Here is a 26444-nt window from a genome sequence, read left to right as displayed (position 1 = left end):
GGGCCGGAGAGCCTCAGTAGTCGATGTTGATGGCGGCGATCTGGCGGGTGCCGTTGAAGACGATGGCGGGGCCGGCGAAGCGGGAGCTGGCGTAGGTCAGTGCCGTCTTGTGGCCGGGACTGTTGAACCAGGCCTCGATCATCTGCTCGGGCGAGGAGTTGCCCGAGGACGCCCACAGGACCTCGTGCCCGCAGTGTTCGAAGGTGCCCGCGTCCAGGTTCTGCTTCACGCAGGTCTCCGCGGCGTTCTGCTCGTTGGTGCGCATCTTGACCTCGGGTAGCCCGAGCGCGCGGCGTCGCTCGTTGAGCAGCACCAGCAGGCGTTGTTCGGCGGCGGACACGCCGGCCGGCAGGGCGGCCGACTTGCTGGCCGACCTGGTCGGTGTCGGGGTGGGCTTCGGTGCTGTGGTTCGTGTCGCCGACCGGCTGGGGGTGGGGCTCGGCTGCGCGGTGGTCGGGGAGGGCTCGGGTGCCGTGGGGGAGGGTGACTCGGTCGCGGGGTCGTCGGTCTCGGCGGCGACGTCGGTGCTCGCGGTCGAGGGCTGGGCTTCGGCGACGCTCGCGGGCTGCTTCGTCGGCCCGTCGCCGTAGGTGGTGAGGAGGAGCCCGCCCCCTCCGAGCACGGCGACGGCGGCGACGGCGCCGACCAGGGTCTTGGGCAGGGCCAAAGCCGTGAGGTGGGCCTTGTGCACCAGCCCGGCCTTCGCGTGCCCGCCCACCGATGCGGCGGCCTGCGACGAGGAGACGAGGTGCACCTGGTGGGAGACGTCCGAGGCGAGGCGGTTCGGGACCGGTGTGAGCGCGAGGCCGGCGAGCAGCCGCTCGGCGGGAACGAGGTCCGATGTGGTGTTCGGGCAGTACGTGCAGTCGCGGATGTGCCGTGCGAGGCGCTTGCGCCACACCGGCGCCGGTTGGCCGTCCCAGTCGGAGGCCGTGTCGATGAGGCCGGCGCAGCCGGGCCGGGCGATGAGGGCCCGTACGACAAGCCGTGCAATGTCCAACTGTGCCTTCATCCGGGCCACGCGGACGGTCACGTGGTGGGGGTCGATCTGCAGCGCGTCGACGAGGTCGGCGCGGGTGAGGTGACCGGCCTCGACCAGCCACCACAGCGAGAGCAGGTGCCTGTGGTCGTCGTCCAGCCAGCGTGTGGCCAGGACCACCTCCCGGCGCTGGTCGGACAGGCGGAGCTGGGTCAGGGTCAGGTCTTCGAAGTCGGAACCCGGGGCGACCATGTTGTCGATGTCCTCCGGCGGCGTCGGTGTGGTGTGCCGGTGCTGCCGGTAGGCACGGACCTCGTTCATGGTGACGGCCACCAGCCAGGACCGGAAGAGTCGCGGATCGCGTACGCCCGCCAGGCCTCGTACGACGCTCAACATCGTGTTCTGCACCACGTCGTCGACGTCCGCGGATCGATTCAGTGCCCGGCCCACGATGTTGTACACAAGTGGCAGGTAGTGCGAGACCAACTCGTCCGTCGCGGCGTGGTCGCCGCGCCGGGCCGCGTCCACCACCGCCGTCAGGTCGGTTCTGTTCGGGTACGCGTGATAGGTCACGCTCACAACCTCGCCTTCACGGGACATCCTCGTACACCGTGGAGATGGGTTGACACCCGCACAGGTCACACAAACTGAGCTGTCACCTGTCGCTGTTGAGGCGGACGATGGCGCCGTTGAGCACGGTGGCGAAGAGTGTCCACGCGGCGTACGGGGCCAGTGCGGCAGCCGCGACGCGGTCGGCACGGGAGGCGCGGCGGACGAGCGCGAAGTTCGAGGCGTTGAGGGCGGCGATCTCGGCCAGCGCGGCGGTGGGCCGGCGGGCCTTGAAGAACAACGCGCTCCACCCGAAGTTGAGAGCGAGGTTGAGCGCGTAGGCGCGGGTGAACGCCGCACGCTCGGCGCCGCTGGTGCGGTCCAGTACGCGGGCGCCGGCCACCGCGATCAGCGCGTACAGCGGTGTCCACGCCAGCGGGAACGCCACGGGCGGTGGCTGCCAGCTCGGCTTGCGCAGCCTCCGGTACCAGCCGTCGGACGTGTCGTTCACCGCCGTACCGGCGGCGGCCGTAACGGTGACGGCCGCCGCGGTCTTGACCAGGGTTGGTAGTCGCATGGTGTTCAGCTACCCGGCCGGCGGCGGATCAAGCGCGGGCGGTCACCGGGACTCGGCGAAGGCGGGCGACCGCTACCCCCGCGATGCCTCAAGTAATGCTCAAATTACGTTGATCCGAGCCGATGTGACCGGTGTCGCGCATACGCTCACCGGACTCGCGCACGATCCCCGAAACTTCTCGCCACGCCGACCATCGCGATGCCCAGCTTGCGCGAGCGTCAACCATCCGTCCTATGTGGACTACTGCGAGTACGAAGGAGGGGAGTATGCGACGCACCCCACGACGCATCGCGTTCGTGGCGCTGCCCGCCCTGATGGCGGGTGTCCTCGTGTCGACCGGGCCCGCGGGCGCGGATCCCACGGGAACGAGCACCACTGTCGGCTCCGTGCGAGCCGAGCTGGAGACCCGGGACCAGGTCCGCCGCGTCCACGTCAAGCTGGCCGGCGCCGACATGCTGGACCGGGTTGTCGCCGCCGGCTTCGACCTCGACCACGGCCTCAAGCGCGTGCCGACCGGCATCGAGGGCGAGGCGGTGGTCACCGCCGAACAGATCGCCGAACTGACGGCGATGGGCGTCGAGGTCCTCGGCGACGACGAGGGCTTCGCCTGGAGTGACGAGGCCGACGGCGGCATCCAGGGCGCCGCCGCCCGCGCCGCGCAGCCGGCCAGCCACGACGCGACCGTGCGGATCGCCCGTGCCGACTGGTTCACCACCAAGGGCCAGGGCTTCCTGTACGTCGAGGCACGCACCACCGAGGGGCAGCAGGAGGAACCTGTCGTCGAGATGCAGCTCGAGAACGACTCGGGCAGGGGCACGTCCTTCGGCTTCCCCCGGACGATGAGCCGATTCGTCGACTCCGGGCAGTACATGTTCCACAGGAACCTGTTCAAGCTCGACGCCCGGCCGAACCAGATCCGGGTCACCAGCTCGACCGGCGGCGTCACCACCGGCAAGGTCTCCGACTGGCTGGAGGACGCCCCGCCGCCGCTGACGGCGAACCCGTCCTACAAGTCGGACTTCGTGGACGGCTACAAGCACCCGCAGCAGCTCTACAGCCGCGCGAAGGAGATAGCCCGCCAGTACCCGGACATCGCCGAGATCGTCTACCTGCCGAACCAGACAAACGGCTACCAGCGCAAGGCGCAGGCCACGATCGGCGGTACGGACCAGTCGGCGGTAGTGGTCAGCTCGGCGGCGTGGGGCCACGAGGGTGGCAACGACATCACAGTCGAGTTCGTGGGCCGGCCGGAGGCGGACCTCCCGCTCACCGTGGAGGTCGCCGGCAAGGCGGTCCGCGTCCTGCTCGCGACAGATGCCTCAGGTGCGCCGGCGAGTACCGCCACCCAGGTGGCGGACGCGCTGAAGGCCCGGTCCCAGGGCCTCATCGACCGGGCGCACCCGTACCGCACCAACGCGGGCACCGGAATCGTCGCGCCGACGGCCGGCCCGGTCGCGTTGACCGACTTCCTCGACCAGAAGCGCGTCGGAGCGCCGGAGGGTGAGGTGCCACGGGGCCCGGTCACCATTCCCGTCCTGCGGATCGGCAAGCACCGTGACGGCAAGAAGCCAGGCGTCCTGATCCAGGCCCAGGACCACGCCCGCGAGTGGGTGCCGGCGACGACCAGCCTGGAGTCGGCCGAGCGCCTGGTGCACAACTACCGGTCCGACCGGGAGACGAAGAAGATCGTCGACAACACCGATGTCTTCTTCATCCTCTCCAACAACCCCGACGGGGCGAACTACAGCTTCTACAACTTCGCCTCCCAGCGGAAGAACATGACGAACCACTGCCCGGACGCGACAGCCGATCCGGGGCAGCGGAACTCCTGGGGCGTCGACCTGAACCGGAACTACCGGGTCGGGTCGGGCCACGACGGCTACGCGGGCGGGTCGACCAACTGTGTCAGCGGCACGTACCAGGGGCCGGAGGAGCTGTCCGAGCCCGAGTCGAAGAACATCATCTGGCTTGTCGAGAAGTACTCGAACATCAAGTTCATGATGTCCGTGCACTCCAACGGCGGTCAGCTGTTCTGGCAACCCGGCGCGTACATCGCGGACGGGCGGATCACCACGCCGCGCCCGCCGCTCGGTGACGAGGCGTTCTACTGGCAGTCGGCGTCCCGGATCCTGTCGCAGGTCAAGGCCCACCGGGAGACCGTCGTGACGCCGGAGAACGTCGGCGGCTCGTCCGACGTCCTCTACTCCTCGGCCGGCAACGTGCGCGAGGACCTGTACTACACGTACGGGATCTACGCCTTCGGCTGGGAGGTCGGCGGCTCGGTCTACAACCCGGCTACCGGCGACTGGCAGGGCGGCTCGTTCCAGCCGGAGTGGGCGGGCAACCCCGAGCTGGTCAGCGGTCATGCCGAGACGATGGAGTACGCCAACGGGATCATGGAGATGTTCCGGGTCGCGGCGGACTGGGGCCGGGACCGGAAGGACCCGACGTCCGAGCTCGTTCCGGGCGGTGGGAAGTACCGTGGGCCGGTGGACGTGCGCTTCGAGACGAGCGAGCCGGCCACGATCTACTACACGACCGACGGCAGCCGTCCCACGCTCCAGTCGCCCCGTTATGCGGCCACCGAGTTCCGGGAGCCGGGGCAGGTGTTCCACGTGACCGAGACGACGACGTTCAAGTGGTTCTCGGTGGACAGCGCCGGCAACATCGAGAAGAACTATGACCCGACGAAGAACGACAGGCGCAACAACTACCGTACGGCGACGATCACGATCGCCAGGAGGTAGGACGCGTCGGACGATCGTGCCTCGCCGGTGGGCGTCACCCGCACCGGCGAGGCGCGGATCGTCCGGGTCCGCGTGCCTGTCAGCGCCGTGGATAGGTTCTCGTTCGGTGGGTAAGCGGCGCGCATGCCCGTGAGCGAGGATCCGGCCGCCGACCTGGCCCCGGCACCACACGGGCGGTCCCGCGTTGACCGGGTGTCCGCCAGACTGCGGGAGCGGGCGCGGCACACGTCACGCGTACGCGTCTGGCGGTTCCGGCTCTACGGTCTGCTCGCCGTGCAGGCCGCCTTCGCGGCGGGGCTCGCCTGGTTCGTCGCGTACCGGTTCCTCGGCAACTCGTCCCCCGTCTTCGCGCCCACCACCGCTGTCGGCATCACGGCCGCCGCGATGGGCTCCCGCCTGCGGCGCACCATCGAGCTGTTGGCCGGGGTGGTGCTCGGGCTCGCCGTGGGTGACCTGCTCATGCCGATCTTCGGCATCGGGCCCTGGCAGACCGGTGCGGTCGTCCTGCTGGCGATCATCGTGGCCATCCTGCTCAAGGGTGGTGGTTCCCTGCTCACCCAGGCCGGCGGTACGGCGGTACTCATCGCCACCCTCGAACCCCCGGTCCGTGAGCTGTCCATTCCCCGATTCGTGGACGCCGCGGTCGGAGGGCTGATCGGGCTGGCGGTCGGCCTGCTGGTGGTGCCCATCCACCCGCAGCGGACGCTGCACCGCCTGGCCGAACCCGTCGTCGGCCCTGCGGTGACCACCATGCACCATCTGGCTTCGGCGCTGCGTGGACGTGATCTCGCAGGGGTGGAGCGGTGCCTGCGCGATTTGCGGAACCTCGGCCCGCAGGTCCTCGCCTTACGCGAAGGGCTGGGCGCAGCCCAGGAGGTGGTACGACTGTCGCCTCTGCGCTGGCGTCAGCGTCACTACATGGCCTTTCACGCGGAGTCCATCAGGCATCTGGAGCGCACCCTGCACGCCTGCCGGTCAATGACGAGACGACTAGCGAGAGCCGTCAAGGACGACGAGCCGGTACCTGAGGAGTTCCCGGCCGCCATCGACCTGCTTGCCGACAGTGCGAAGGAGCTGCGCGGCGCGATCATCGCCCGAGATGAGCCACGGGAGCCGCGCGAGCGGATCCTGGCGGCTGTCGACATGGTCGGACGGGCACAGGGGGAGCGCGCCCGCGACCCCACCCGCCCGCACACCCACCGTCTGGGCTACTCGGGGATGTTCGCCGCGGGCGAATTCCGGACGGCGGCCTACGAAATGCTCATCGCCAGCGGGTTGGACTCCGAGAAGGCCGCCGCGCTGGTGCACTGGGCGGGAGGTCCGGACGGGCACGACTGACCGGCGGGCGGGGCCGGGGGTCAGCTGGACGCGCGCCTGGGGAGCAGCAGCTCCTCATGATCGAGTTCACGCTCCAGGACGCGCAGTTCCTCGTCGGGCAGCCGGCCGGAGTCGCGCCAGCGCACGAGTTCCTCCCGCTGAGCGTCGATTGCCGTCCGGCGGACCTGGAGCGCCGTCTCGTACTGCGGTGAGGTCGGCATCTCGGACGAGCCGCTCTGTTCGAGCAGGTCGAGCCGCCCGCGGTAGCGCGCCAGGCGGGCCAGCAGCTGCGTACGTGTGGTGTTGACGGCCACCGCGCTGTCCGGTTCCGCGGTGGCGACCTCGTCCAGGCGGGCCAGGGCGGCCTCGACAGCCGCCGAGCGGGCCTCGTTGCGGACGCGGGCCTGGTCTGTCTCGTTGGCGCGTAGGCCGAGCCTGCCCACGAGCGGCGCGAACGTCAGGCCCTGCCCGACGAGTGTCACGAGGACGACCACGAAGGTGCAGAACAGAAGCAGGTCCCGGTCGGGGAAGGGCGCGCCGCTGTTGGTGGTCAGCGGCAGGGTGAAGATCGCGGCCAGGCTGATGACCCCACGGGTGCCCGACCAGCTCAACGCGGTCACCTCGCGCAGGGACAGTCGCTGGGCGTTGCGGTCGGCGCGGGCGACCTGCCGGGCGCTGGCGGGCTCGTCGGGCTCGTCCTGCTCAGATATGCCGCCCAACCGGCTGTGGAGCGACCGGGGGAGGGACTGGGTCAGCACCAGCCAGGCCGGGCGCAGCAGCAGCACCACACCCACCGACACCGCGACGGCGATGACGATCGTCGACGTCTCGTACTGGCGCAGACCCTTGACGACCTCGGGAAGCTGCTGGCCGATCAGCAGGAAGACGAAGCCCTCGAGGAGGAAGTCGACAAGGCGCCACACGGCGCTTGTCTGCAACCGGGCCGCGCCGGACCCGAGCTGGGGTGTCTGGTGGCCGACGATCAGCCCGGCGATCACCACGGCGAGCACCCCGGAGACGTGCAGCTCCTCACCCAGCAGGTAGGCCACGAACGGTGTCGCGAGGGAGATGGCGTTCGACAGCAGCGGGTCCCTGGTGAGCGGTCGGGCCAGGCGCACCAGCCAGGCGACGGCCGCGCCCACGGCGATCCCGCCGACGGCCGCCAGCAGGAACTTCCCCACGGCCCCAGGGAACGAGAACTCACCGCCGACCGCGGCGGCCACCGCGACGCTGAGCATGGTCAGGGCGGTGGCGTCGTTCAGCAGCCCTTCGCCCTGGATGATGGTGACCATCTTCGGCGGCAGGTTGACCCGGCGGCCCACCGCGAGGGCGGCCACCGGGTCGGGGGGCGCGATGGCGGCGCCTACCGCGATCCCGGCGGCGAGTGTCGCGCCGGCGACGAACAGGTGGAACCCGACGCCGACGAGGACACCTGTGAGCAGCACCAGCATCACCGACAGGCTTACCACGATGCGCAGGTTGCGGCGGATGTCCAGCAGCGAGGAGTCCAGGGCGGCGCTGTAGAGCAACGGCGGCAGCACGACCATGAGGACGAGGTCGGGGTCCAGTCCGACGTTGGGGCCGGGGAGCAGCGCGTACGCGATGCCGATGAGCGGCAGCAGCGCCGCCGCCGGCAGTCCGGTGCGGGCAGCGACCCACCGCACGGCGACGATGACCGCGACGGCGGCGAGCACGAACAGCAACATCGAGTGGGTGCTCACCTGGTGACGTCCCCCTGGAGCGGCGCGAGCGGATTGGACTGCGGGGCCGCGACGCGGCGGCCAGCCGTACCCGTGACACCTGTCGGTGCCGCGAGGACAGCACGGTACGCAGCGGTAACAAGCCTACCCGGGTGATCAACCGGACCGCCCGGTCGACGGCCGGGCGGATCGTCCCGGCCCGGATCCGTCGGCGGCCACTGGTGCGGTTAATCGGCCCGCATCTATAGTTGCCGAAATCACCAGATCATGGCCGTGGTCCCTGCGGCCGGATCGTCGAAGCGCTTCGACGATCCGTCGTCCAGGCCCGTCAGCCGGGTGTCGAGCCTGGCCACGCCGGTCTCGGCGTCCCCGTGACGTCGGTCGTACGACATGAGGAGAAACCGCATGCGCAACAGGCGCCTTCGGCGCGGAATCACCGCGCTCGCGCTCGCCCTGCTGGCCCTGCCTGCCGTTCCCGGCACGGCGCTCGCCGAACCCACCTACCCCTTTCGAGATCCCCACCTGCCGGTGAACGCCCGGGTCGACGACCTGCTGGGGCGGCTCACGCTGGACGAGAAGATCTCCTGGCTGCACCAGTACCAGCCGGCCATCCCCCGGCTGGGCATCGGCCTGTTCAAGACCGGCACCGAGGCCCTGCACGGGGTTGCCTGGTCGACCGACATCGACAACAACGGGGCCGTCGTCAAGGCCCGCGGCACCTCGTTTCCCCAGCCGGTGGGCATGGCGAGCACCTGGGACACCGACCTGATCAACCGGGTCGGCTCGGCCGTCGGCGACGAGGCGCGCGGCTACCACGCGCAGAACCCACGGGTCTGGGGCCTCAACCTCTGGGCGCCTGTGGTCAACCTGCTCCGCGATCCCCGCTGGGGTCGCAACGAGGAGGGCTACTCCGAGGACCCGCTGCTCACCGCGGCCATCTCCACTGCATACGGCTCGGGGATGACAGGCGGTGACCCGGACCACCTCAAGAGCGCACCCACCCTGAAGCACTACCTGGCCTACAACAACGAGGTCCGGCGTGATGTGACCTCGTCGAACGTGCCCCCTCGGGTGCTCAACGAGTACGACCGCGCCGCCTTCAAACCGGCCCTTGCCGCCGACGCGGCGACCGGGGTGATGGCCGCGTACAACCTGGTCAACGGTCGACCCGCAACTGTCGATCCGGACCTCGCCACGGTGGTCCCCAGCTGGACCGACAGGCCGCTGATGAACGTCACAGACGCCTGGGCCCCGAACAACCTCGTCGCCTCCCAGGGGTACTACGCCACCCAGCCCGAGGCCAACGCGGCGATCATCAAGGCCGGGCTGAACAGTTTCATCACCGACGACACGAACGCCCAGCCGACAGTGACGGCCATCAAGCAGGCGCTGGCGGCCGGGCTGCTCACCGAGGGCGACATCGACGCCCGGATCCGGGAGATCCTCAGCGTCCGGTTCCGGCTGGGGGAGTTCGACCCGGGCGGCGGCCGGTACGGCGGCATCACCCCCGACGTCATCAACAGCCCGGAACACCAGCGGCTGGCCCGGCAGGCCGCCGGCGAAGCGATGGTGCTGCTGAAGAACTCCCGGCAGGCCCTGCCCCTGGACCCGACCCGTACCCGCAAGGTGGCCGTGCTCGGCCCGCTGGCCGACACCCTCTACTCCGACTGGTACGGCGGCGACCTGCCGTACGAGGTGACCGCGCTCGACGGCATCCGCGAACGCTTGGGTGACAGGGCCAGGGTGAGCGGGCTCGACGGGGCGGACCGGATAGCGCTGAAGGACACGGCGACCGGCAGGTACGTCTCGGCCACCGGCACCACCGACGCCGACCCCGTCCTCGGGACCGGCGCCACCCCGGCGCTCGTCGCCCAGTTCGACGTGGTGGACTGGGGCCAGGACGTGGTGACGCTGCGCAACGCCGCCAACGGCCGCTACCTCGGCTACAACTGGGGGCCGTTCGTCACCCGGGACGCGCAGCCCAACGGCTGGTACGTCCAGCAGCAGTTCAAGCTGGAGCCGCAGGCCGACGGAACAGTCGTGCTGCGCTACGCGGGCTACGAGACCAAGGAGAGCTGGTTCGGCCCCGACAGGTACGTGACTGTCGGTGCCGACGGCGCCCTGAAGCTCGGCGCAGCCACCCCGGCCGCGGCGACCCACTTCAGTCGCGAGGTGATCAGCAGCGGGATCGACAGGGCCGTGGCGGCGGCCAAGGCGGCCGACACCGCAGTCCTGGTCGTCGGCAGCAACCCGTTCATCAACGGACGCGAGGCGCACGACCGCACCTCTACCGCCTTGAGCACCGGCCAGGAGGCACTGGTCAAGGCCGTGACCACTGCCAATCCGCGTACGGTGCTGGTGCTCCAGACCAGCTACCCGGTCACCCTGACGTGGGAGCAGCAGCACGTTCCGGCAATCGTCTGGACCACCCACGCGGGCGCGGAGACCGGGCACGCCGTCGCCGACGTCCTGTTCGGTGACCGCAACCCGTCCGGCAGGCTCACCCAGACCTGGTACCGCTCGGACGGGCAACTGCCGCCGGACCTGCTGGAGTACGACATCATCTCGTCCGGGCAGACGTACCTGTACAGCACCGCGAGGCCGCTCTACCCGTTCGGCCACGGGCTGTCGTACACCCGGTTCCGCTACGGCCAGCCGCGCACCGGCGCGACCTCGGTCGGGGCCGACGGCACGATCTCGGTCAGTGTGGACGTCACCAACACCGGGAGCCGGGCCGGATCCGAGGTGGTGCAGCTCTACACCCACCAGCGCACCTCACGGGTCAGGACCCCGATCCGCCAGCTCAAGGCGTTCCAACGGGTGGACCTCGCGCCGGGGCAGACCCGTACCGTGATCCTGCGGCTGCCCGCCGCGGACCTGGCGCACTGGGACGTCACCCGCAGTCGGTGGGTGGTCGAGTCGTCGGTGCACGACCTGATGGTGGGCGCGTCCGCCGGGGACATCCGGGCGCGGACGCAGATCCGGGTACGCGGTGAGACGGTCCCGGACCGGGACCTGTCCCGGACCACCCGTGCGGAGAACTTCGACAGGTATTCAGGCGTCCGGCTGCTCGACGAGACCAAGGCCAGCGGCACTGTCGTGGGCGCGACCGGAGCCGGACAGTGGATCGCCTTCGCCGACGCCGCACTGCGTCCCGGCGCCCGGACCCTCACCGCGCGGGTCGCCCGGGCCGGGGCGGGCACCGGCACGATCCAGGTACGGCTGGGTTCGCCGACCGGCCGGCTGCTCGGCACGGTCACAGTGCCCAGCACCGGAGACGACTACCGGTACGTGAGCGTCGAGGCCGACCTGGCACGGGCCGCCGGCACCCACGACGTGTACCTGGTGTTCGACTCCCCGCTGCGGCTGGCCACGTTCAGCATCAGGTGAGCAGGCCCGGGCCGGGGCGGTGGCACGCCCCGGCCCGGGCGCAGCCATTCATCTGATGACCGGACGGTCGCGCTGAGACCGGTGGGCTGATCAGCGCCGGTCGCACATAGATGGACCGCGATCGACGGTTGCATTCATCACACGTGTGACCTACGCTTCGAAAAGATTTCGGGGCGATTACATCCGCACTCATCGCTCGATGCACACGGGGTTCCCTGTCGACGGCACGTGAGAGGAACGGGTCCGTGAGGTCAATCGTGTCAACCGCTCGAACGTCACTGCTGGCGGTGGCTGCTCTCGTCGCCGCCACGCTGCCGGGCGTGCTCGCCGACCCGTCGCCGGCCTCGGCGGCGGTCCAGGCGACCTACTACGTCGCCCCCGACGGCAACGACGCCAACCCCGGCACCCTGGCGTCTCCATTCCGGACGGTCCAACGCGCGCGGGACGTCGTACGGACGGTCAACGCGAGCATGACCGGCGACATCACCGTCTACCTGCGCGGTGGCAGGTATCCGGTAGGCAGCACCATCGAGTTCGGCGCCGGTGACTCCGGCACCAACGGCTTCCGGATCAGCTACGCCGCCTACGCGGGGGAGACACCGATCCTGGACGGCGGCGTTCAGGTGACCGGGTGGACCCAGCACAGCGGCAACATCTGGAAGGCCCCGCTGGACCGCTCCACCAAGCTGCGGGCGCTCTACGTCGACGACAAGCGCGCGTACATGGCGTCGAAGACGGTCGGCTCGGCGGGGTGTTACGGCACGTACACCGTCACGGCCGGTCAGGCCGACTGGGCCTGGGAGTCGGGCTCCCAGTGCGACGGCGCCAAGTACAACCTGGCCGACTTCCCCGCCATCGCCCGCAACCACGACGACATCGAGATCGAGACGGGGACGACCTGGACGACGGCGATCGTCGGCGTCCGCCAGGTGACCACGAGTTCCGACGGCGCGAACCGGGTGGCCCTGTTCCAGCAACCGGGTGCGGCGATCGCCCAGGGTGCGTTCAACGGCAACGCCCAGGTGGGCGGCACCCACAAGCTCATGAACGCGTACGAGTTCCTGGACGCCCCGGGCGAGTTCTACTTCGACAAGAGCAGCAGGACTGTCTACTACTACAAGTCCAGCAGCGAGAACATGGCGACGGCCGCGGTCTACGCGCCGAACAACGTGACCACCCTGCTGCGGGTCTCCGGCACCTCGACGAGCAGCCACGCGCGCAACATCACGTTCTCCGGCCTGACCGTGCAGCACTCCGACTGGAACCTGTTCTCAGTCGCCGGCTCGTCCTTCAAGCAGGCGCAGCAGGGCAACCTCGGCGCGCAGGCGTACGCGAAGGGCAACTTCCACGTCTACCACTACCGCAACGTCGACGTGACCCCCGGCATGATCCAGGTGCAGAACGCCGACGGGATCCTGCTGCACCGAAACCGGGTCCAGCACTCCGGCGCCGACGGCATCAGCCTCGTCAACGACGTACAGAACGCGCAGTTGATCGGAAACCACACAAACGACATCGCCGGCTCCGCCATCGACGTCGGCCACCCCCAGCACGTGTACATCGGAGACGGCACGTCGACCAACCGCGAGAAGTACTCCCCGCAGGTCGAGGGGCTGCCGAAGAACATCGACATCAAGAACAACTATGTGTACGACAGCGCGGTCCTCTTCAACGGGCACAGCCCGATCTCGGCGTACTTCGCCGACACCCTCACGATCCAGCACAACCGGATCGAGAAGAGCCCCTGGTCGGGCATCACCCTCGGCTGGGGCTGGTGGAACTTCGACGGATCATCGGGCTCGATCGTGCCCAACCGGCCGACCACGACGGCGCGGAACAACACCATCAGCTACAACCACATCATCGACACGGTGCAGCGCCTCAGCGACACGGCGCCCATCTACACGCTCGGCAGTCAGCCGGGGACCACGATCACCAACAACTATCTCCAGGGCGTTCCCTCAGGTCACAAGTACGGCCTGCACCCGGACGAGGGATCAGCGTTCATCACGTTCCGCGACAACGTCCTGAGCATCGACAAGAACGTCACCTGGATGATCAATTCCGACGACTTCGGACGCAAGCACGACCTGAGCATCACGCAGATCTACGGCCCCATCAACAAGGTCTCGAACAAGAACCTGCCGAACAGCACGATCGGTGACATCATCGTCTCCTCCGACTACGTCTGGCCGGCGGCGGCGTACGCCATCGCCGCGAACTCCGGCCTCGAGGACGCGTACCGGGACATCCTCCCGGCGAGCACCTTCTCGGCACCGAACTACGTGCTACCGGCCAGCACCTTCGTCACCAGCGCCACGGCGTCGATCCCGATCCGGAGCACGGGCGACGCCACCAGGTCGGTGTGGCTGGCCCCCTCCGGCACCACCACCTTCGTCGCCGGGCCGACGATGACCAGGGCGTCAGGCACCGCCACGACAATCGCCGTGCCGGCCTCGCAGGGGGAGTACCGGCTCTACGTCGTCGACGCCCAGGGCAACCGGTCGGCGGAGTCGACAGCCATCGTGCGGCAGCAGAGCGGCGGCGGCACCCAGCAGGGCGGCCAGCTCGTGGGCGGTCAGTCCGGCCGCTGCGCCGACGTGCCCAACTCCGCGACCACCAACGGCACCCAGGTGCAGCTCTGGGACTGCGGCGGTGGCACGAACCAGCGGTGGACGTCCACCAGCGGCAAGCAACTGACGGTGTACGGCACCAAGTGCCTGGACGCGTCCGGGGCGGGCACGGCCAACGGCACCGCGGTCATCATCTGGGACTGCCACGGCGGGCTCAACCAGCAGTGGAACGTCAACGCCAACGGCACCATCACGAACGGCCAGTCCGGGCTCTGCCTCGATGCCAACGGCGCCGCCACCGCCAACGGCACGAAGCTCATCCTCTGGTCGTGCAACGGTGGTGCCAACCAGCAGTGGAGCCTGCGCAACTAGGCAGGGCCGGAACGATCCAGCGGTAAGGCTCCGGCCTGGTGGTTCGTCCACCCGACCGGAGCCTTCGCCATCTCGCCGTCGACCGCTCGACGCGGTGTCGGTGGTCTGCGCTAGCTTCTGCGCCATGCCGATGATCACGATCGCCGATGAAGTGACCGGAGCGCCCTCGGGTCCCGAGTGGACGGTGGAGGTTTTCGAGGAATCCGTACGCCTCGACGAGTTGATTCGCCGACGCACACTTCTGGAGATCGCCGAGTCCGGCGCCGACGTCGACCCGGAGGAGCGGACCCGCGTGGCGCTCGAAGGGTTCGTCCGCAACCGCTTCGTGGTGCTGGTCGACGACCGGCAGGTGACAGCCCTGGACGACAAGGTGAACCTGCACGCGGGGTCCCGGATCACGTTCCTCAAGCTCGTCCCGCTGGTGGGTGGCTGATGGACACGTACGACCCGGAGCTGGCACTGCGCGACGTCGTCACCACAGTCAAGGGGTGGTGCGAGCGGGGCGGCGACAGCCTCAACGAGCACGGCCGGCGGGACTTCGTCGACCGGGTGGCCATGGTGTGCGGCTGGGCGCCGGCCGGCGAGGGCCGGCAGCTGCTGGCCCTGCTCAACGCGCCGAACGGCCCGTACGAGATGGCGTCGCCGCAGATCGAGCTGTTGCCGGAGGCCACGCGACGGGCCGAGGTGCTCGGCGCGGCCGTGGCCGACCTGGACGACGGCGACGCGGACCACGACCGCCTCGCCACCGCCGCCCTGACTGCTGTGGACAATCTGCCGAGGCTCGCGTACCGGGTGGAGACCCCGTGGGACGCGGCCCGCCGCGCGATCTGGGACCGCGCCCCGCAACTCCTTGCCGCGCAACCGGTTTCGGTGCGGCAGCGGGTGTTCGACGCGTTGACGGTGCCGGGGCAGGACAGCGACGGGCGGGTCAAGCTGGTCAAGGCCGTGCTCTCCGGCGGCGGGGTGGACGGCACCGCCTGGTTGGAGCGGCTGGGCGGTCAGGCCTGGCTGGGATTCGGCCACTGGAGTGGGTGGCTCGTGGGCTTCACCTGGGAGTCGATCCAGGCGGCGGAGGCGGCCGGTCGGACGAACCCGGCGGCGCTGGCGGCCTGGCGCAGGACCCGGATCGAGCGTTCCGTGACCGACATGGGTGCCGAGGCCGACCGGATGTGGCCGATCCCCAACGTCGGTGAGCAGTGGGCCGACCGTGCCGTCGCGGACATCGAGGCGATGCCCGCGGACCGCCGCAGCGCGTGGCAGGCGCTGCTTGTCCACTGCACGGTCGGCGCGGACAAGGCGAAGCCGACGACCGCCTGGCGCAAGCAGGCCCGGTTCCTGCTCGACGCGGTGGGCGTCGACGAGTTCACCGCCCGGCTCGACGAGTGGCTCCCGCTCGTCGGTCAGGCGCGAACCATGCCGCTGCGCATGACCGTGTGCTGTCCCGGCCACCTCACGGATGTTCCACCGCGGACGATCGATCGCCACAACGTCGGACTGCTGTGGGGGCTGATCTGGCTGCGGGTGATGTGCCCGCCCTCGGAGGAGACTCTGCGCAGCCTCGGCCAGATCGCCGAACGGGCCACGCGGAAGATCCCCGGCCACGGCCCGGCGAGCCCGAAGCTGGCGAACGTCGCTGTCGCGGCGCTCGTCGACACCGATCACCCAGCCGCCCTCGCGCACCTGGCCCGCCTCTCGTCCCGGCTGACCTACAAGAGCACGCTGCGGCTGGTCGAGAAGGGGCTGGCGGCGCACGCCGAGGCGCTCGGCGTCAGCCGCGAGGACGTCGAGGAGATGGCCCTGCCCGGCTTCGGGCTCCCGCTCGCCGACAAGCTGGGCGACTGCTCGTACGAGCTGGAGGTGCGCGGCGTCGACGCCGTCCTGGTGTGGCGCAACCCGGACGGCAAGGTGGTCAAGACCCCACCGGCGCAGGTGCGCAGCGACCACGGCGACGAGCTGAAGGAGCTGAAGGCGACGGTCACTGACGTCGCGGCGACGCTCATCGCCACCCGCGACCGCCTGGAGGGGCTGCTGCGGCGTGACCGGTCGTGGACCGTCGAGCAGTGGCGGGAGCGTTTCCTGGACCACCCGCTGGCCCGGACCCTGGCCCGGCGTCTCATCTGGACTGTCGACGGCGTGGCCTGCTGCTGGGGTGACGGTGCCCTGCGGACGGTGGACGACGCGGTGGTCGAGCCCGCCGACAGCGCCACGGTCCGGCTGTGGCACCCGGTCGACGACCCGGCAGCCGTCCGTCCCTGGCGGGACTTCCTGACCCGGCACGCGGTCACCCAGCCGTTCAAGCAGGCGCACCGGGAGCAGTACCTGCTCACCGACGCGGAGCGGGCCACCGGCACGTATTCCAACCGGTTCGCCGCGCACATCGTGCGACAGCACCGCCTCAACGCGCTGCTGTCCCGGCGTGGCTGGTCGTACGTCCAGCACCGCAACGACGGTGCCAGCTACGACCTGCCCTGGTTGGCCCTTCCCGACTGGGGTCTGCGCGCCCAGCTGAACGTCGCGGGCATCGAGGATCGAGGCGACGACCTGGTGTTCGACACGATGGCCACCGACCAGTTGTGGTTCGTCAGGGGTGAGCGCACCCCGATGCCACTGGAGGAGGTTCCGGCGGTCGTGCTGAGCGAGGTGATGCGCGACGTCGACCTGTTCGTGGCCACGGCCGGGGTGGGCGCCGACCCGAACTGGTACGACGGTGGCCCCCACGGCCGGTACCGCGACTACTGGTCGCAGAGCAGCTTCGGTGACCTCACCCCGACCGCCCGGACACGCCGGGAGGTGCTGGCGGAGCTGATCCCCCGGCTGGCGATCGCCGGCCGCTGCGCCGTCACCGACAAATTCGTCGAGGTACGCGGGGATCTGCACACGTACCGCATCCACTGCGGCTCGGGCAACATCCTGATCGCCCCGGACGACAGGTACCTGTGCATCATCCCGGACTCGGCGAAGGCGAAGGAGCCGGAGATGTTCCTGCCCTTCGAGGGCGACAGCCGACTCGCCGAGATCATCAGCAAGGCGCTCCTCCTGGCCGCCGACAAGAAGATCAAGGACCCGGTGATCCTGCGTCAACTCTGAGATGTGGGCAGAGCACGAGGCGGCCGGCGCTAACGCGGGGGCGAAATGTAGAGCCGGATCCCGCACCCCGTCTCGCCCGGCTCCAGCCAGGCGGGGTCGTACGCGGGCGATTCGATGGCCCCGCCGGCGGTGCGGACCAGCAGGAGGCATTCCCGTTCGGCGGGTACGCCCACCGCGGCGACGAGGGCGCCCTCGTGGGTGGCCGTGTCGACGGTGACGTACCGCTCGGGGAACGCCGCGCGCACCGCACCGGCGAGCGTGCTCGCTGTGGCGGTGCGCAGGGCCGCCGTGAGTCGGGCGCGCGCGTCGTCGGGCAGTGCCGGGACCGGCGCGGCGCTGGGCACCGGCGGTGTGGCCACGGCCGGGCAGTCGATCTCCTGGTGGGACGTGGCACTGTGGAGTTCGAGCCGGTAGCGGTAGCACCGCGTGGCCTGCCCGGCGGAGTGGCCGAGGTCGCCGAAGGAGGCCCCGTGGTCCTCCGTCACCGTCACGGCGATCCGCACGTCGATGATGGCCTGCTCGTGCGGCGCGGTCCGGCCCGACCAGGCCAACGCCTCGATCCGGACGGGGGAGCTGTCGCCGGCCGCCACCGGGGGGACACCTGTCGCGGCGATGTACTCGGCGTCCCGGATCCGGTCGCCGTACCCGAGGTCGGCGACGAGGCGTTCGGCTTCGGCGGCCGCCCTGTCCCGGGCCATCTCGTCGCCGTCGCCGTAGTCCGCGCATCCGCTCAGCAGCAGGCAGGCCACCACCGCCAGCGTGCCGATTCGGGAACGAGGTGCCATGGCGTCGAGCATGCCTGCCGGCGCCGGCAGCGGGATGAGTGTTCGTACTCATCCCGCCGCTTCTGTGGCAGCATCGACGGGCGGGGTCGGACCGTTCTACGGGAGTGGGCATGGCACTGGGACCTGTGCTGGTGGTCGGTCTCGATCCTCTGAAAATCCCGGGCTGGGACCCGGAGCCGGTCGTGGCGGCGATAGCCCGCGGTCAGGGCCGCTTCGCTGAGCACGGCATCGAGGCAGACCTGTGCCTGGTGGTGCCGGACGAGAGTGCCGAGGCGGCGATCGTCGCGGCGCTGACCCGCAGGGAGTACGTCTGCGTGGTGGTCGGCGGCGGTATCCGCAAGCACGAGCCGCTGCTTCCGCTCTTCGAGAAGGTGGTCAACCTGGTCCGGCAGCATGCCCCGGGCGCGGCCATCGCCTTCAACAGCAGCCCCGACGACACCGCCGACGCCGCGCTCCGGTGGCTGCCCGGCGATTCCCGGGAGCGCGGTGGCCACTGACGCCGTCCCGACCGGCAACCCGGACACGATCCTGATCTGCGTGCGGGGCAACTCCGGTTCGGGCAAGAGCAGCATCGGCCGGGAGCTGCGGCGTCGGCATGGCCGGGGGTGTGCGCTCGTCGAACAGGACTACCTGCGCCGCATTCTGCTGCGCGAGCGGGACCGGCCGGGCGGCGTGGCGCCGGCGTTGATCGGGCAGACCGTCCGGTTCGCTTTGGACCACGGCTACCACGTCGTGCTGGAGGGCATCCTGCACACAAGCCTCTACCGGACGATGTTGACGGGGCTGCGGGACGGCCACCGGGGCCTGTCGTTGTTCTGCTACCTCGACGTGTCCCTGCCCGAGACCCTGCGCCGGCACCTCACCCGACCCCAGGTCAACGAGTTCACCGCCGAGTACATGAGCGGGATCTACGACGCCCACGACGTCCTGGGCTGGCCCGGCGAACTCGTCCTACCGGAGAGCACCACGCTGGAGGGCGCCGTCGAGGCTATCGCCGAGGCCGCCGGGCTACCCCAGTCCGGGCGTGGGGACGACCTCCCGGTCGTCCCCTGAGCACGCTGACGTGTCAGCGACGTCGAAGGGCCGGGTCGAGCAGGGCGGGCGGGGTGTCGAACTTCTCCTGCGGGGCGAGGTCGACGCCCGGAGCGACGATCCCGTCGATCGCGTCGAGCACGTCTGCGGAGAGGACGGTGTCCGCGGCGTCGAGCTGGGAACGCAGATGCTCCATGGTGCGGGGGCCGATGATCGCGCTGGTCACCGCCGGGTGGGCGGTGACGAATCCGAGCGCGAGCTGGATCATGGTGAGGCCGGCCTCGTCGGCGACCGCGGCCAGCTTCTCGACGGCTTCGAGCCGGGCCTGGTTGGCGGGGATGGTGGTGTCGAAGCGTTGCGGCAGCACCGTCGAGCGGTTGGTGGTGATCTCCCGACCCGCGCGGATCGCGCCGGACAGCCAGCCCGAGGCAAGCGGGCTCCACGCCAGAACGCCGAGCCCGTACTGCTCGGTGACGGGCAGGACGTGCGTCTCCACCCCGCGTTGCAGGATCGAGTAGCTGGGCTGCTCGGTGACGTAACGGCTCAGGTGGCGGTCCTGGGCGGTCCACTCGGCCTGCACGATGCGGTACGCGGGGAACGTCGACGAGCCGAAGTAGCGGATCTTCCCGGCGCGCTGGAGGTCGGTCAGGGCGGACAGCGTCTCCTCGTCGCTGGTGCGCGGGTCCCAGCGGTGGATCTGGTAGAGGTCGACGTGGTCGACACCGAGGCGGCGCAGGCTGTTGTCCAGCTCGGTCACCAACCAGCGCCGCGAGCTGCCCTGGTGGTTGCGTTCGTCGCCCATCGGCATGCCGGCCTTGGTGGCCAGCACGATGTCGTCGCGGCGGCCCACGATGGCCTTGCCGACGATCTCCTCCGACTCGCCCTGGCTGTACATGTCGGCGGTGTCGACGAGGTTGACGCCGGCGTCGAGGGCGGCGCCGACCAGGGCGGTGGCCTCGTCCTGGGTGACGCGTCCCAGGCTGCCGAAGTTCATCGCGCCGAGCGCGAGGGTGCTGACCTGTACGCCGGTGCGGCCCAGGGTGCGGTACTGCATGACTGTCCTCCACGATAGGTTGGCTGGCGGCTAAGTGGATCGCCGTTCCGTTAACCACTGTACGGAACATTGTTCCGGTTGCCAACCGGACCCCTCTGATGTGGCACGATTTGGGCCGTGACCAGCACACCTGCCGAGGAGCAGCGGCTGCGCGATCTCGCGCGGCTGCGCCGCGTCCGGGACCGGATCGATCGGGAGTACGCCCAACCACTTGACGTCGAGGCGCTCGCCCGGGGCGAGCACATGTCGTCGGGGCACCTCAGCCGGGAGTTCCGGCAGGCGTACGGGGAGTCCCCGTACAGCTATCTCATGACGCGACGCATCGAGCGGGCGATGGCCCTGCTGCGCCGCGGTGACCTGAGCGTCACAGATATCTGCTTCGCTGTCGGTTGTTCCTCACTGGGCACCTTCAGCACCCGCTTCACCGAGTTGGTGGGTGTCCCGCCGAGCGTCTACCGACGCGAGGCGGTACGCGCGACGGACGGGATACCGTCCTGCGTGGCGAAGCAGGTGACCAGACCGATCAGGAATCGAGAAGCCGCGCACGTCCAGCCGCACCTAGCCTGAGTGACATGGACATCAGCATTCACTCGAGCTTCCTTCCGCACAGCGACCCGGACGCCTCGCTGGGCTTCTACCGTGACATCCTCGGTTTCGAGGTGCGCAACGACGTCGGACACCAGGGCATGCGCTGGATCACCGTCGGCCCCGTCGGGCAGCCCGACACGTCGATCGTCCTGCACCCGCCGGCCGCCACGCCCGGCCTGACCGACGACGAGCGTCGCACCATCGCCGAGATGATGGCCAAGGGCAGCTACTTCGGTGTGAACCTGGCCGCCACCGACCTGGACGAGACGTTCGGGACGCTGGAGCGTAGCGGCGCCGAGGTGGTCCAGGAGCCGACCGACCAGCCGTACGGCGTGCGGGACTGCGCCTTCCGCGACCCCGCTGGCAACATGGTCCGCATTCAGGAGAAGCGCTGAGCGGTCGGCGGGGCCGGGCGGCAGATGGAGACACGATGAAGAAGGCGTCCGGGCCGCACGCGGCCGACAGTCACGACCTGATCCGCGTGCAGGGCGCGCGCGTCAACAACCTCCGGGACGTCAGTGTCGAGATCCCGAAGCGCCGCCTCACGGTGTTCACGGGAGTCTCCGGCTCGGGCAAGAGTTCCCTCGTGTTCGGCACCATCGCCGCCGAGTCGCAGCGGATGATCAACGAGACGTACAGCTCGTTCGTGCAGGGTTTCATGCCGACCCTGGCCCGCCCGGACGTCGACCTGCTGGACGGCCTGACGACGGCGATCATCGTGGACCAGGAGCGGATGGGAGCGAACTCCCGCTCGACCGTCGGCACCGCCACCGACGCGAACGCGATGCTGCGGATCCTCTTCAGTCGGCTCGGGAAGCCGCACATCGGCTCGCCCAACGCGTACTCCTTCAATGTCCCTTCGGTGAAGGCCAGCGGTGCGATCACCGTCGAGCGGGGCGCGGGCCGGACGAAGACCGAGAAGGCGACCTTCACCCGCCTGGGCGGGATGTGTCCGCGCTGTGAGGGCATGGGCTCGGTCACCGACATCGACAGGTCCGCGCTGTACGACGACAGCCTGTCGCTCAACGAGAGCGCGATCACGATCCCCGGTTACAGCATGGAGGGCTGGTACGGCCGCATCTTCCGCGGCTGCGGCTACTTCGACCCGGACAAGCCGATCGCGAAGTACACCAAGCGGGAGCTGGACGACCTGCTGCACCGGGAGCCGACCAAGATCAAGGTCGACGGCATCAACCTGACGTACGCCGGCCTGATCCCCTCGATCCAGAAGTCGTTCCTGTCCAAGGACATCGACGCGTTGCAGCCGCACATCCGCGCCTTCGTGGAGCGGGCGGTGACGTTCACGACCTGCCCCGACTGCGGCGGGACCCGGCTCAGCCAGGCGGCCCTGTCCTCGAAGATCAAGGGCAGGAACATCGCCGATGTCTGCGCGATGCAGATCAGCGACCTGGCCGCCTGGGTGCGGGGCCTCGACGAGCCGTCGGTGGCGCCACTCATCAAGGGGCTGCAACACCTCCTCGACTCGTTCGAGGAGATCGGGTTGGGCTACCTCTCGCTCGACCGCCCGTCCGGCACGCTCTCCGGTGGTGAGGCGCAGCGCACCAAGATGATCCGCCATCTCGGGTCGTCGCTCACCGACGTCACCTACGTCTTCGACGAGCCGACTATCGGGCTGCACCCGCACGACATCGCGAGGATGAACGAGCTGCTGTTGCAGTTGCGCGACAAGGGCAACACCGTGCTGGTCGTGGAGCACAAGCCGGAGGCGATCGCGATCGCCGACCACGTCGTCGACCTCGGTCCCGGCGCCGGCACGGGGGGCGGCACCGTCTGCTACGAGGGCAGCGTCGAAGGGCTGCGGAGCAGCGGCACCATCACCGGCCGCCACCTCGACGACCGGGCCCAGCTCAAGCCGGCGGTGCGCAAGCCCACCGGGGCGTTGGAGGTCCGCGGTGCCAACGCCCACAACCTCCGTGACGTCGACGTCGACATTCCACTGGGGGTGCTCTGTGTCGTCACCGGCGTCGCCGGGTCCGGCAAGAGTTCGCTGATCCACGGCTCGATCCCGGCCGGTGCGGGAGTGGTGTCGATCGACCAGGGCGCGATCCGCGGCTCGCGGCGGAGCAACCCGGCCACGTACACGGGTCTGCTCGACCCGATCCGTAAGGCGTTCGCCAAGGCCAACGGCGTGAAGCCGGCGCTGTTCAGCGCCAACTCCGAGGGCGCCTGCCCGACCTGCAACGGCGCCGGGGTCATCTACACCGACCTGGCGATGATGGCCGGCGTCGCCACCACCTGCGAGGACTGCGAGGGCAAGCGGTTCCAGGCCTCGGTGCTGGAATACCACCTCGGCGGTCGTGACATCAGCGAGGTCCTCGCGATGTCGGTTTCGGAGGCCGAGAAGTTCTTCGGCGCGGGCGACGCGCGTACGCCCGCCGCGCACGCCATCCTCGACCGGCTCGCGGACGTGGGGCTCGGCTACCTCAGCCTCGGCCAGCCGCTCACGACACTGTCCGGTGGCGAGCGCCAGCGGCTCAAGCTGGCCACCCACATGGCCGACAAGGGCGGCGTCTACGTCCTCGACGAGCCGACAACTGGCCTGCACCTGGCCGACGTCGAGCAACTGCTCGGTCTGCTGGACCGGCTCGTCGACTCGGGCAAGTCGGTAATCGTCGTCGAGCACCACCAGGCGGTCATGGCGCACGCGGACTGGATCATCGACCTCGGTCCGGGCGCCGGGCACGACGGCGGCCGGATCGTCTTCGAGGGCACCCCCGCCGACCTCGTGGCCGCCCGCTCCACCCTCACCGGAGAGCACCTGGCGGCGTACGTCGGCTCCTGAGCCCCACGGCGTCGGGGCCGGGGACCACCCGTCCCCGCCCCGGCACGGTGTGAGACGCCGATTCCCGGTAGTCGCCGCCGTCGGATCTAGCGGCGGAACTGCTCGACAAGCGCCGCTGTCCCTAGAAGAGGGTGAGCGGTCCGACAGGTATCGGATCGGGCAGCGGGTCGAGCCCGGGCACCCGCGCCCGTACCTCGTCGTGGAAACGGCGGGCGAGCACCGGCGCGTCGGCGTTGTCCGGGGTGTGGACGAACACCGTCGGGGAACGCCCCTCGCGCAACCAGTCGACTGTGACGTCGACCCAGCGCCGCCACCCCTCGACGGTCCGCGCGGTGTCGTCACGACCGAGGTAGCGGACGATCGGCCGGTCGGTCAGCGCCGCCGTCCGCAGCGGCACGCGCGGCTTCTTCACCCAGGCGTCCCGCTCCGCGTCGCTTGTCGGCGGGGTGGTGAAGAACGCGGTGGTGTCGAACGGGATCCACTCGGCGTCAGTGTCGGCGAGGGTCTGTTCGAGGAGCCGGATCGCGCCTGCGTCGGTGAAGAACGCCGGATGGCGGACCTCAACGGCGTACCTGTGGGATCGGGGAAGCTGGTCCAGGAACCGGCCCAGGGTCGGCACGTCGGCGGGGGAGAACGAGCCGGGCAACTGGACCCAGAGGGCGTGGGTACGCGGGCCGAGCGGTTCGATCGCGTCCAGGAACGCATGCAGCGGCCCGCCGGTGTCGGTGAGCCTGTTCTCGTGCGTGATGACCTTGGGAAGTTTGAGGACGAAGCGGAAGCTGGGATCGGTCTGCGCGGCCCACGACGCCACCGTCTCCCGGGCTGGAGTCGCGTAGAACGTCGTGTTTCCCTCGGCGGCGTCGCACCAGCCCGCGTAGTGCCGCAGCCGCTCCTGCGGCGGAAGCGGATGTTCCAGCAGCCGGCCCTGCCATGCCCGGTGGGTCCACATCGCGCATCCCACGGCAAGCCGCACGACCGCCTCCCTCCGCCGCACCGCGCCCGACCGGAGCCCACGGTATACGCGCGTCGACGCGACGGGGCCGACAGGTGTGGCGGGTAGGGTCCGACGCCATGCGTCTGCTGTTCGCCAGCCTCGCCTCCGTCGGCCACACCTACCCGCTGATCCCACTGGCGGTCGCCGCCCGGGACGCCGGCCACGAGGTGCACTTCGCCACAGGTACGGCGGTGCACGAGCCGCTTGCCGCGAACGGCCTGCGACCGTTCCGCCCCGGCGACGCCTTCTACGAGGTGTACGCCGAGGATCTCGAACCGGAGCTGGCCCGGCTGCGCCCGGATCTGGTGGTGCACGAGTGGGGGCTGCCCGGGGCGGCCGTCGCGGCCCGGCGGGCCGGTATCCCCGGCATCTGGCACGGGTTCGGCCGGATGTTCCCCGACGGCATCGGGCTCGAACGGCCGACCGGGAACGCGGAGGTCGTCGGCCGCCCGCACGTCGACATCTGCCCGCCCTCGCTCCAGGACAGGGACTTCATCGCCACGCAACGGCGGATCGAGCTGCGGCCGGTCCCGTTCTCGCCACCGGGCCCGCTGCCCGACGTCGCCGGTCGCCAGAGCTCCCGACCGCTGGTCTACCTGACGCTCGGTACGGCGTTCGGCACGCCGGAGCTGTTGACCACTGCCATCGCGGGGCTGGCGACGCTCGGCGTCGAGGTGGTGGTCGCCGCCGGCCGGGTGGTGCCGGAGGAGCTTGGCGACGTTCCCGACGGCGTCACGGTGGGTCGATGGCTGCCGCAGGCGGAGCTGCTGTCGCACGTGGACCTCGTGGTGCACCACGGCGGCAGCGGCACGACCCTCGGCGCGCTCGCGGTGGGCGTACCGCAGCTCATGCTGCCGCAGGGCGCCGACCAGTTCGCCAACGCCGACGCGGTAAGCGCCGCTGGTGCCGCCCTGCGCCTGCTTCCGCACGAGGTGGACGTGGCCGCCGTCGCCGAGCAGGCCGGCAGGCTGCTGCCGCGGCACGGCGGGAGCGAGCACCACGACGCGGCCCGCGCGCTCGCCGGGGAGATCGCCGCCATGCCCTCGCCGGCGACCGTCGCGCGACACCTGCCGGAGTACGCCGCGACCGCCTGAAGCGTCAGGGACCGTTGGTCGTCAACTTTCGGTTGACGGAAGGATGCCGTCAACCTATGGTTGACGCATGACGGATCCCATCCAGATGAGCAACACGGTCAAGCTCGACGACCTCATCCAGGCCATCAAGAAGGCGCACACCGACGCGCTCGACCAACTCACCGACGCGGTCATCGCGGCCGACCACCTCGGCGAGGTCGCCGACCACCTGATCGGGCACTTCGTCGACCAGGCGCGACGCTCGGGCGCCTCCTGGACCGACATCGGCCGCAGCATGGGGGTCACCAAGCAGGCGGCGCAGAAGCGTTTCGTGCCGAAGGCCACCGACGCGGCGGCGCTCGACCCGAACGCCGGCTTCGGCCGGTTCACCACACGGGCCCGCAACGTGGTGGTGGCCTCGCAGGAGGAGGCCCGGGCCAGCGGTCATGCCGAGATCGGGCCGGAGCACCTGGTGCTGGGCCTGCTGGCCGAGCCGGAGGGGCTGGCCGCCCGGGCCATGGCCGGTCGCGGGGCCACCCCCGAGGGGGTACGCCAGGCGGTCGGCGCCGCCCTCCCGCCACCGGCCGACCAGGTCCCGGACCTCATCCCGTACGACGCGCGCGCAAAGAAGGCGCTGGAACTGACCTTCCGGGAGGCGCTGCGCCTCGGGCACAACTACATCGGCACCGAGCACATCCTGCTCGCCCTGTTGGAGCAGGAGGACGGCTCCGGCGTGCTCAGCGACCTCGGCCTGGAGAAGTCGGCGGTCGAGGCCGACCTCTCCGCCGCGCTCGCCGCCGCCGTCGCGCAGAAGTGACAGGCCC

At 70.1% G+C, this 26444-nt stretch carries 20 protein-coding genes; 13 read left to right on the top strand and 7 right to left on the bottom strand.

The window, feature by feature from the left end; all coding sequences use genetic code 11:
• Positions 1 to 13 precede the first annotated feature (13 nt).
• Together AB0N27_RS11960 and AB0N27_RS11955 are read right to left on the bottom strand one after the other, a co-directional pair.
• Entirely contained in the window at positions 14 to 1552 is a 1539-nt protein-coding gene (locus tag AB0N27_RS11960) for a sigma-70 family RNA polymerase sigma factor (RefSeq protein WP_364367241.1), read from the bottom strand.
• 82 nt (positions 1553 to 1634) lie between these two features.
• Positions 1635 to 2105: a TspO/MBR family protein gene (locus AB0N27_RS11955; protein ID WP_364367239.1), complete on the bottom strand. Its 471-nt coding sequence runs from the start codon at positions 2103 to 2105 to the stop codon at positions 1635 to 1637.
• A gap of 266 nt (positions 2106 to 2371) precedes the next feature.
• On the opposite strand from AB0N27_RS11955, the gene AB0N27_RS11950 reads away from it, so the two are divergent.
• On the top strand, positions 2372 to 4852 hold the full coding sequence (locus AB0N27_RS11950; RefSeq protein WP_364367236.1) for a M14 family metallopeptidase: 2481 nt from the start codon (positions 2372 to 2374) through the stop codon (positions 4850 to 4852).
• 192 nt (positions 4853 to 5044) lie between these two features.
• Complete coding sequence (locus AB0N27_RS11945) at positions 5045 to 6190, top strand: FUSC family protein (RefSeq protein WP_364367233.1); 1146 nt, start codon at positions 5045 to 5047, stop codon at positions 6188 to 6190.
• 20 nt (positions 6191 to 6210) lie between these two features.
• Here the strand turns inward: AB0N27_RS11945 and AB0N27_RS11940 are convergent, their stop codons facing one another.
• Both AB0N27_RS11940 and AB0N27_RS11935 read right to left on the bottom strand, forming a co-directional pair.
• Positions 6211 to 7875, bottom strand: coding sequence for a Na+/H+ antiporter (locus AB0N27_RS11940; protein ID WP_364370637.1), 1665 nt, complete (start codon positions 7873 to 7875; stop codon positions 6211 to 6213).
• A 251-nt stretch (positions 7876 to 8126) separates the two neighbouring features.
• Positions 8127 to 8276, bottom strand: coding sequence for a hypothetical protein (locus AB0N27_RS11935; RefSeq protein WP_354818367.1), 150 nt, complete (start codon positions 8274 to 8276; stop codon positions 8127 to 8129).
• On the opposite strand from AB0N27_RS11935, the gene AB0N27_RS11930 reads away from it, so the two are divergent.
• From AB0N27_RS11930 to AB0N27_RS11915, 4 genes are all read left to right on the top strand, one after another.
• Entirely contained in the window at positions 8275 to 11259 is a 2985-nt protein-coding gene (locus AB0N27_RS11930; protein ID WP_364367229.1) for a glycoside hydrolase family 3 C-terminal domain-containing protein, read from the top strand. The two genes, AB0N27_RS11935 and AB0N27_RS11930, sit on opposite strands and share 2 nt — an antisense overlap.
• 245 nt (positions 11260 to 11504) lie before the next feature.
• Positions 11505 to 14204, top strand: coding sequence for an RICIN domain-containing protein (locus AB0N27_RS11925; protein ID WP_364367226.1), 2700 nt, complete (start codon positions 11505 to 11507; stop codon positions 14202 to 14204).
• A gap of 124 nt (positions 14205 to 14328) precedes the next feature.
• A complete protein-coding gene (locus AB0N27_RS11920; protein ID WP_364367223.1) occupies positions 14329 to 14637 on the top strand; it encodes a hypothetical protein in 309 nt (102 codons plus the stop codon).
• On the top strand, positions 14637 to 17291 hold the full coding sequence (locus AB0N27_RS11915; RefSeq protein ID WP_364367220.1) for a DUF4132 domain-containing protein: 2655 nt from the start codon (positions 14637 to 14639) through the stop codon (positions 17289 to 17291). Before AB0N27_RS11920 ends, AB0N27_RS11915 begins: the two co-directional genes overlap by 1 nt.
• Positions 17292 to 17320: 29 nt before the next feature.
• Here the strand turns inward: AB0N27_RS11915 and AB0N27_RS11910 are convergent, their stop codons facing one another.
• On the bottom strand, positions 17321 to 18076 hold the full coding sequence (locus tag AB0N27_RS11910) for a hypothetical protein (RefSeq protein ID WP_364367217.1): 756 nt from the start codon (positions 18074 to 18076) through the stop codon (positions 17321 to 17323).
• 110 nt (positions 18077 to 18186) lie between these two features.
• On the opposite strand from AB0N27_RS11910, the gene AB0N27_RS11905 reads away from it, so the two are divergent.
• Positions 18187 to 18573 carry a hypothetical protein gene (locus AB0N27_RS11905; protein WP_364367214.1) on the top strand — a complete coding sequence of 129 codons (387 nt, stop codon included), beginning with the start codon at positions 18187 to 18189 and terminating at the stop codon, positions 18571 to 18573.
• Entirely contained in the window at positions 18563 to 19129 is a 567-nt protein-coding gene (locus AB0N27_RS11900) for a kinase (RefSeq protein WP_364367211.1), read from the top strand. Before AB0N27_RS11905 ends, AB0N27_RS11900 begins: the two co-directional genes overlap by 11 nt.
• Before the next feature lie 13 nt (positions 19130 to 19142).
• Here the strand turns inward: AB0N27_RS11900 and AB0N27_RS11895 are convergent, their stop codons facing one another.
• Positions 19143 to 20162, bottom strand: a complete 1020-nt coding sequence (locus tag AB0N27_RS11895; RefSeq protein WP_364367208.1) for an aldo/keto reductase — start codon at positions 20160 to 20162, stop codon at positions 19143 to 19145.
• 117 nt (positions 20163 to 20279) lie between these two features.
• Between AB0N27_RS11895 and AB0N27_RS11890 the strand changes: the two genes are divergently transcribed.
• Genes AB0N27_RS11890 through AB0N27_RS11880 form a run of 3 tightly spaced genes read left to right on the top strand, consistent with a single transcriptional unit; the run spans position 20280 to position 23553 of the window.
• Positions 20280 to 20729 (top strand): helix-turn-helix transcriptional regulator, encoded by a 450-nt coding sequence (locus tag AB0N27_RS11890; RefSeq protein ID WP_364367204.1) that lies wholly within the window; start codon positions 20280 to 20282, stop codon positions 20727 to 20729.
• Positions 20730 to 20734: 5 nt separating this feature from the next.
• Positions 20735 to 21145 (top strand): VOC family protein, encoded by a 411-nt coding sequence (locus tag AB0N27_RS11885; protein WP_364367201.1) that lies wholly within the window; start codon positions 20735 to 20737, stop codon positions 21143 to 21145.
• A 35-nt stretch (positions 21146 to 21180) separates the two neighbouring features.
• Positions 21181 to 23553 carry an excinuclease ABC subunit UvrA gene (locus AB0N27_RS11880; protein ID WP_364367198.1) on the top strand — a complete coding sequence of 791 codons (2373 nt, stop codon included), beginning with the start codon at positions 21181 to 21183 and terminating at the stop codon, positions 23551 to 23553.
• A gap of 121 nt (positions 23554 to 23674) precedes the next feature.
• Here the strand turns inward: AB0N27_RS11880 and AB0N27_RS11875 are convergent, their stop codons facing one another.
• Positions 23675 to 24502, bottom strand: a complete 828-nt coding sequence (locus AB0N27_RS11875; protein WP_364370634.1) for a DUF72 domain-containing protein — start codon at positions 24500 to 24502, stop codon at positions 23675 to 23677.
• A 122-nt stretch (positions 24503 to 24624) separates the two neighbouring features.
• Here AB0N27_RS11875 and AB0N27_RS11870 point away from each other — a divergent pair, with 122 nt between their 5' ends.
• Positions 24625 to 25641: a glycosyltransferase gene (locus tag AB0N27_RS11870; RefSeq protein WP_364367195.1), complete on the top strand. Its 1017-nt coding sequence runs from the start codon at positions 24625 to 24627 to the stop codon at positions 25639 to 25641.
• Positions 25642 to 25708: 67 nt separating this feature from the next.
• Positions 25709 to 26437 carry a Clp protease N-terminal domain-containing protein gene (locus tag AB0N27_RS11865; protein ID WP_364367192.1) on the top strand — a complete coding sequence of 243 codons (729 nt, stop codon included), beginning with the start codon at positions 25709 to 25711 and terminating at the stop codon, positions 26435 to 26437.
• Positions 26438 to 26444 lie beyond the last annotated feature (7 nt).

The organism is Micromonospora sp. NPDC093244 (genome assembly GCF_040683695.1).
Lineage (GTDB): Bacteria > Actinomycetota > Actinomycetes > Mycobacteriales > Micromonosporaceae > Micromonospora.
This window is presented reverse-complemented; position numbering and strand designations above follow the sequence as displayed.

What these genes read in the sequence shown, in the direction of transcription:
- AB0N27_RS11955 (WP_364367239.1), bottom strand. Translation starts at nt 2,105, where the DNA reads ATGCGACTACCAACCCTGGTCAAGACCGCGGCGGCCGTCACCGTTACG.
- AB0N27_RS11950 (WP_364367236.1), top strand. Translation starts at nt 2,372, where the DNA reads ATGCGACGCACCCCACGACGCATCGCGTTCGTGGCGCTGCCCGCCCTG.
- AB0N27_RS11940 (WP_364370637.1), bottom strand. Translation starts at nt 7,875, where the DNA reads ATGTTGCTGTTCGTGCTCGCCGCCGTCGCGGTCATCGTCGCCGTGCGG.
- AB0N27_RS11930 (WP_364367229.1), top strand. Translation starts at nt 8,275, where the DNA reads ATGCGCAACAGGCGCCTTCGGCGCGGAATCACCGCGCTCGCGCTCGCC.
- AB0N27_RS11935 (WP_354818367.1), bottom strand. Translation starts at nt 8,276, where the DNA reads ATGCGGTTTCTCCTCATGTCGTACGACCGACGTCACGGGGACGCCGAG.
- AB0N27_RS11920 (WP_364367223.1), top strand. Translation starts at nt 14,329, where the DNA reads ATGCCGATGATCACGATCGCCGATGAAGTGACCGGAGCGCCCTCGGGT.
- AB0N27_RS11915 (WP_364367220.1), top strand. Translation starts at nt 14,637, where the DNA reads ATGGACACGTACGACCCGGAGCTGGCACTGCGCGACGTCGTCACCACA.
- AB0N27_RS11910 (WP_364367217.1), bottom strand. Translation starts at nt 18,076, where the DNA reads ATGGCACCTCGTTCCCGAATCGGCACGCTGGCGGTGGTGGCCTGCCTG.
- AB0N27_RS11905 (WP_364367214.1), top strand. Translation starts at nt 18,187, where the DNA reads ATGGCACTGGGACCTGTGCTGGTGGTCGGTCTCGATCCTCTGAAAATC.
- AB0N27_RS11895 (WP_364367208.1), bottom strand. Translation starts at nt 20,162, where the DNA reads ATGCAGTACCGCACCCTGGGCCGCACCGGCGTACAGGTCAGCACCCTC.
- AB0N27_RS11885 (WP_364367201.1), top strand. Translation starts at nt 20,735, where the DNA reads ATGGACATCAGCATTCACTCGAGCTTCCTTCCGCACAGCGACCCGGAC.
- AB0N27_RS11880 (WP_364367198.1), top strand. Translation starts at nt 21,181, where the DNA reads ATGAAGAAGGCGTCCGGGCCGCACGCGGCCGACAGTCACGACCTGATC.
- AB0N27_RS11875 (WP_364370634.1), bottom strand. Translation starts at nt 24,502, where the DNA reads ATGTGGACCCACCGGGCATGGCAGGGCCGGCTGCTGGAACATCCGCTT.
- AB0N27_RS11870 (WP_364367195.1), top strand. Translation starts at nt 24,625, where the DNA reads ATGCGTCTGCTGTTCGCCAGCCTCGCCTCCGTCGGCCACACCTACCCG.
- AB0N27_RS11865 (WP_364367192.1), top strand. Translation starts at nt 25,709, where the DNA reads ATGACGGATCCCATCCAGATGAGCAACACGGTCAAGCTCGACGACCTC.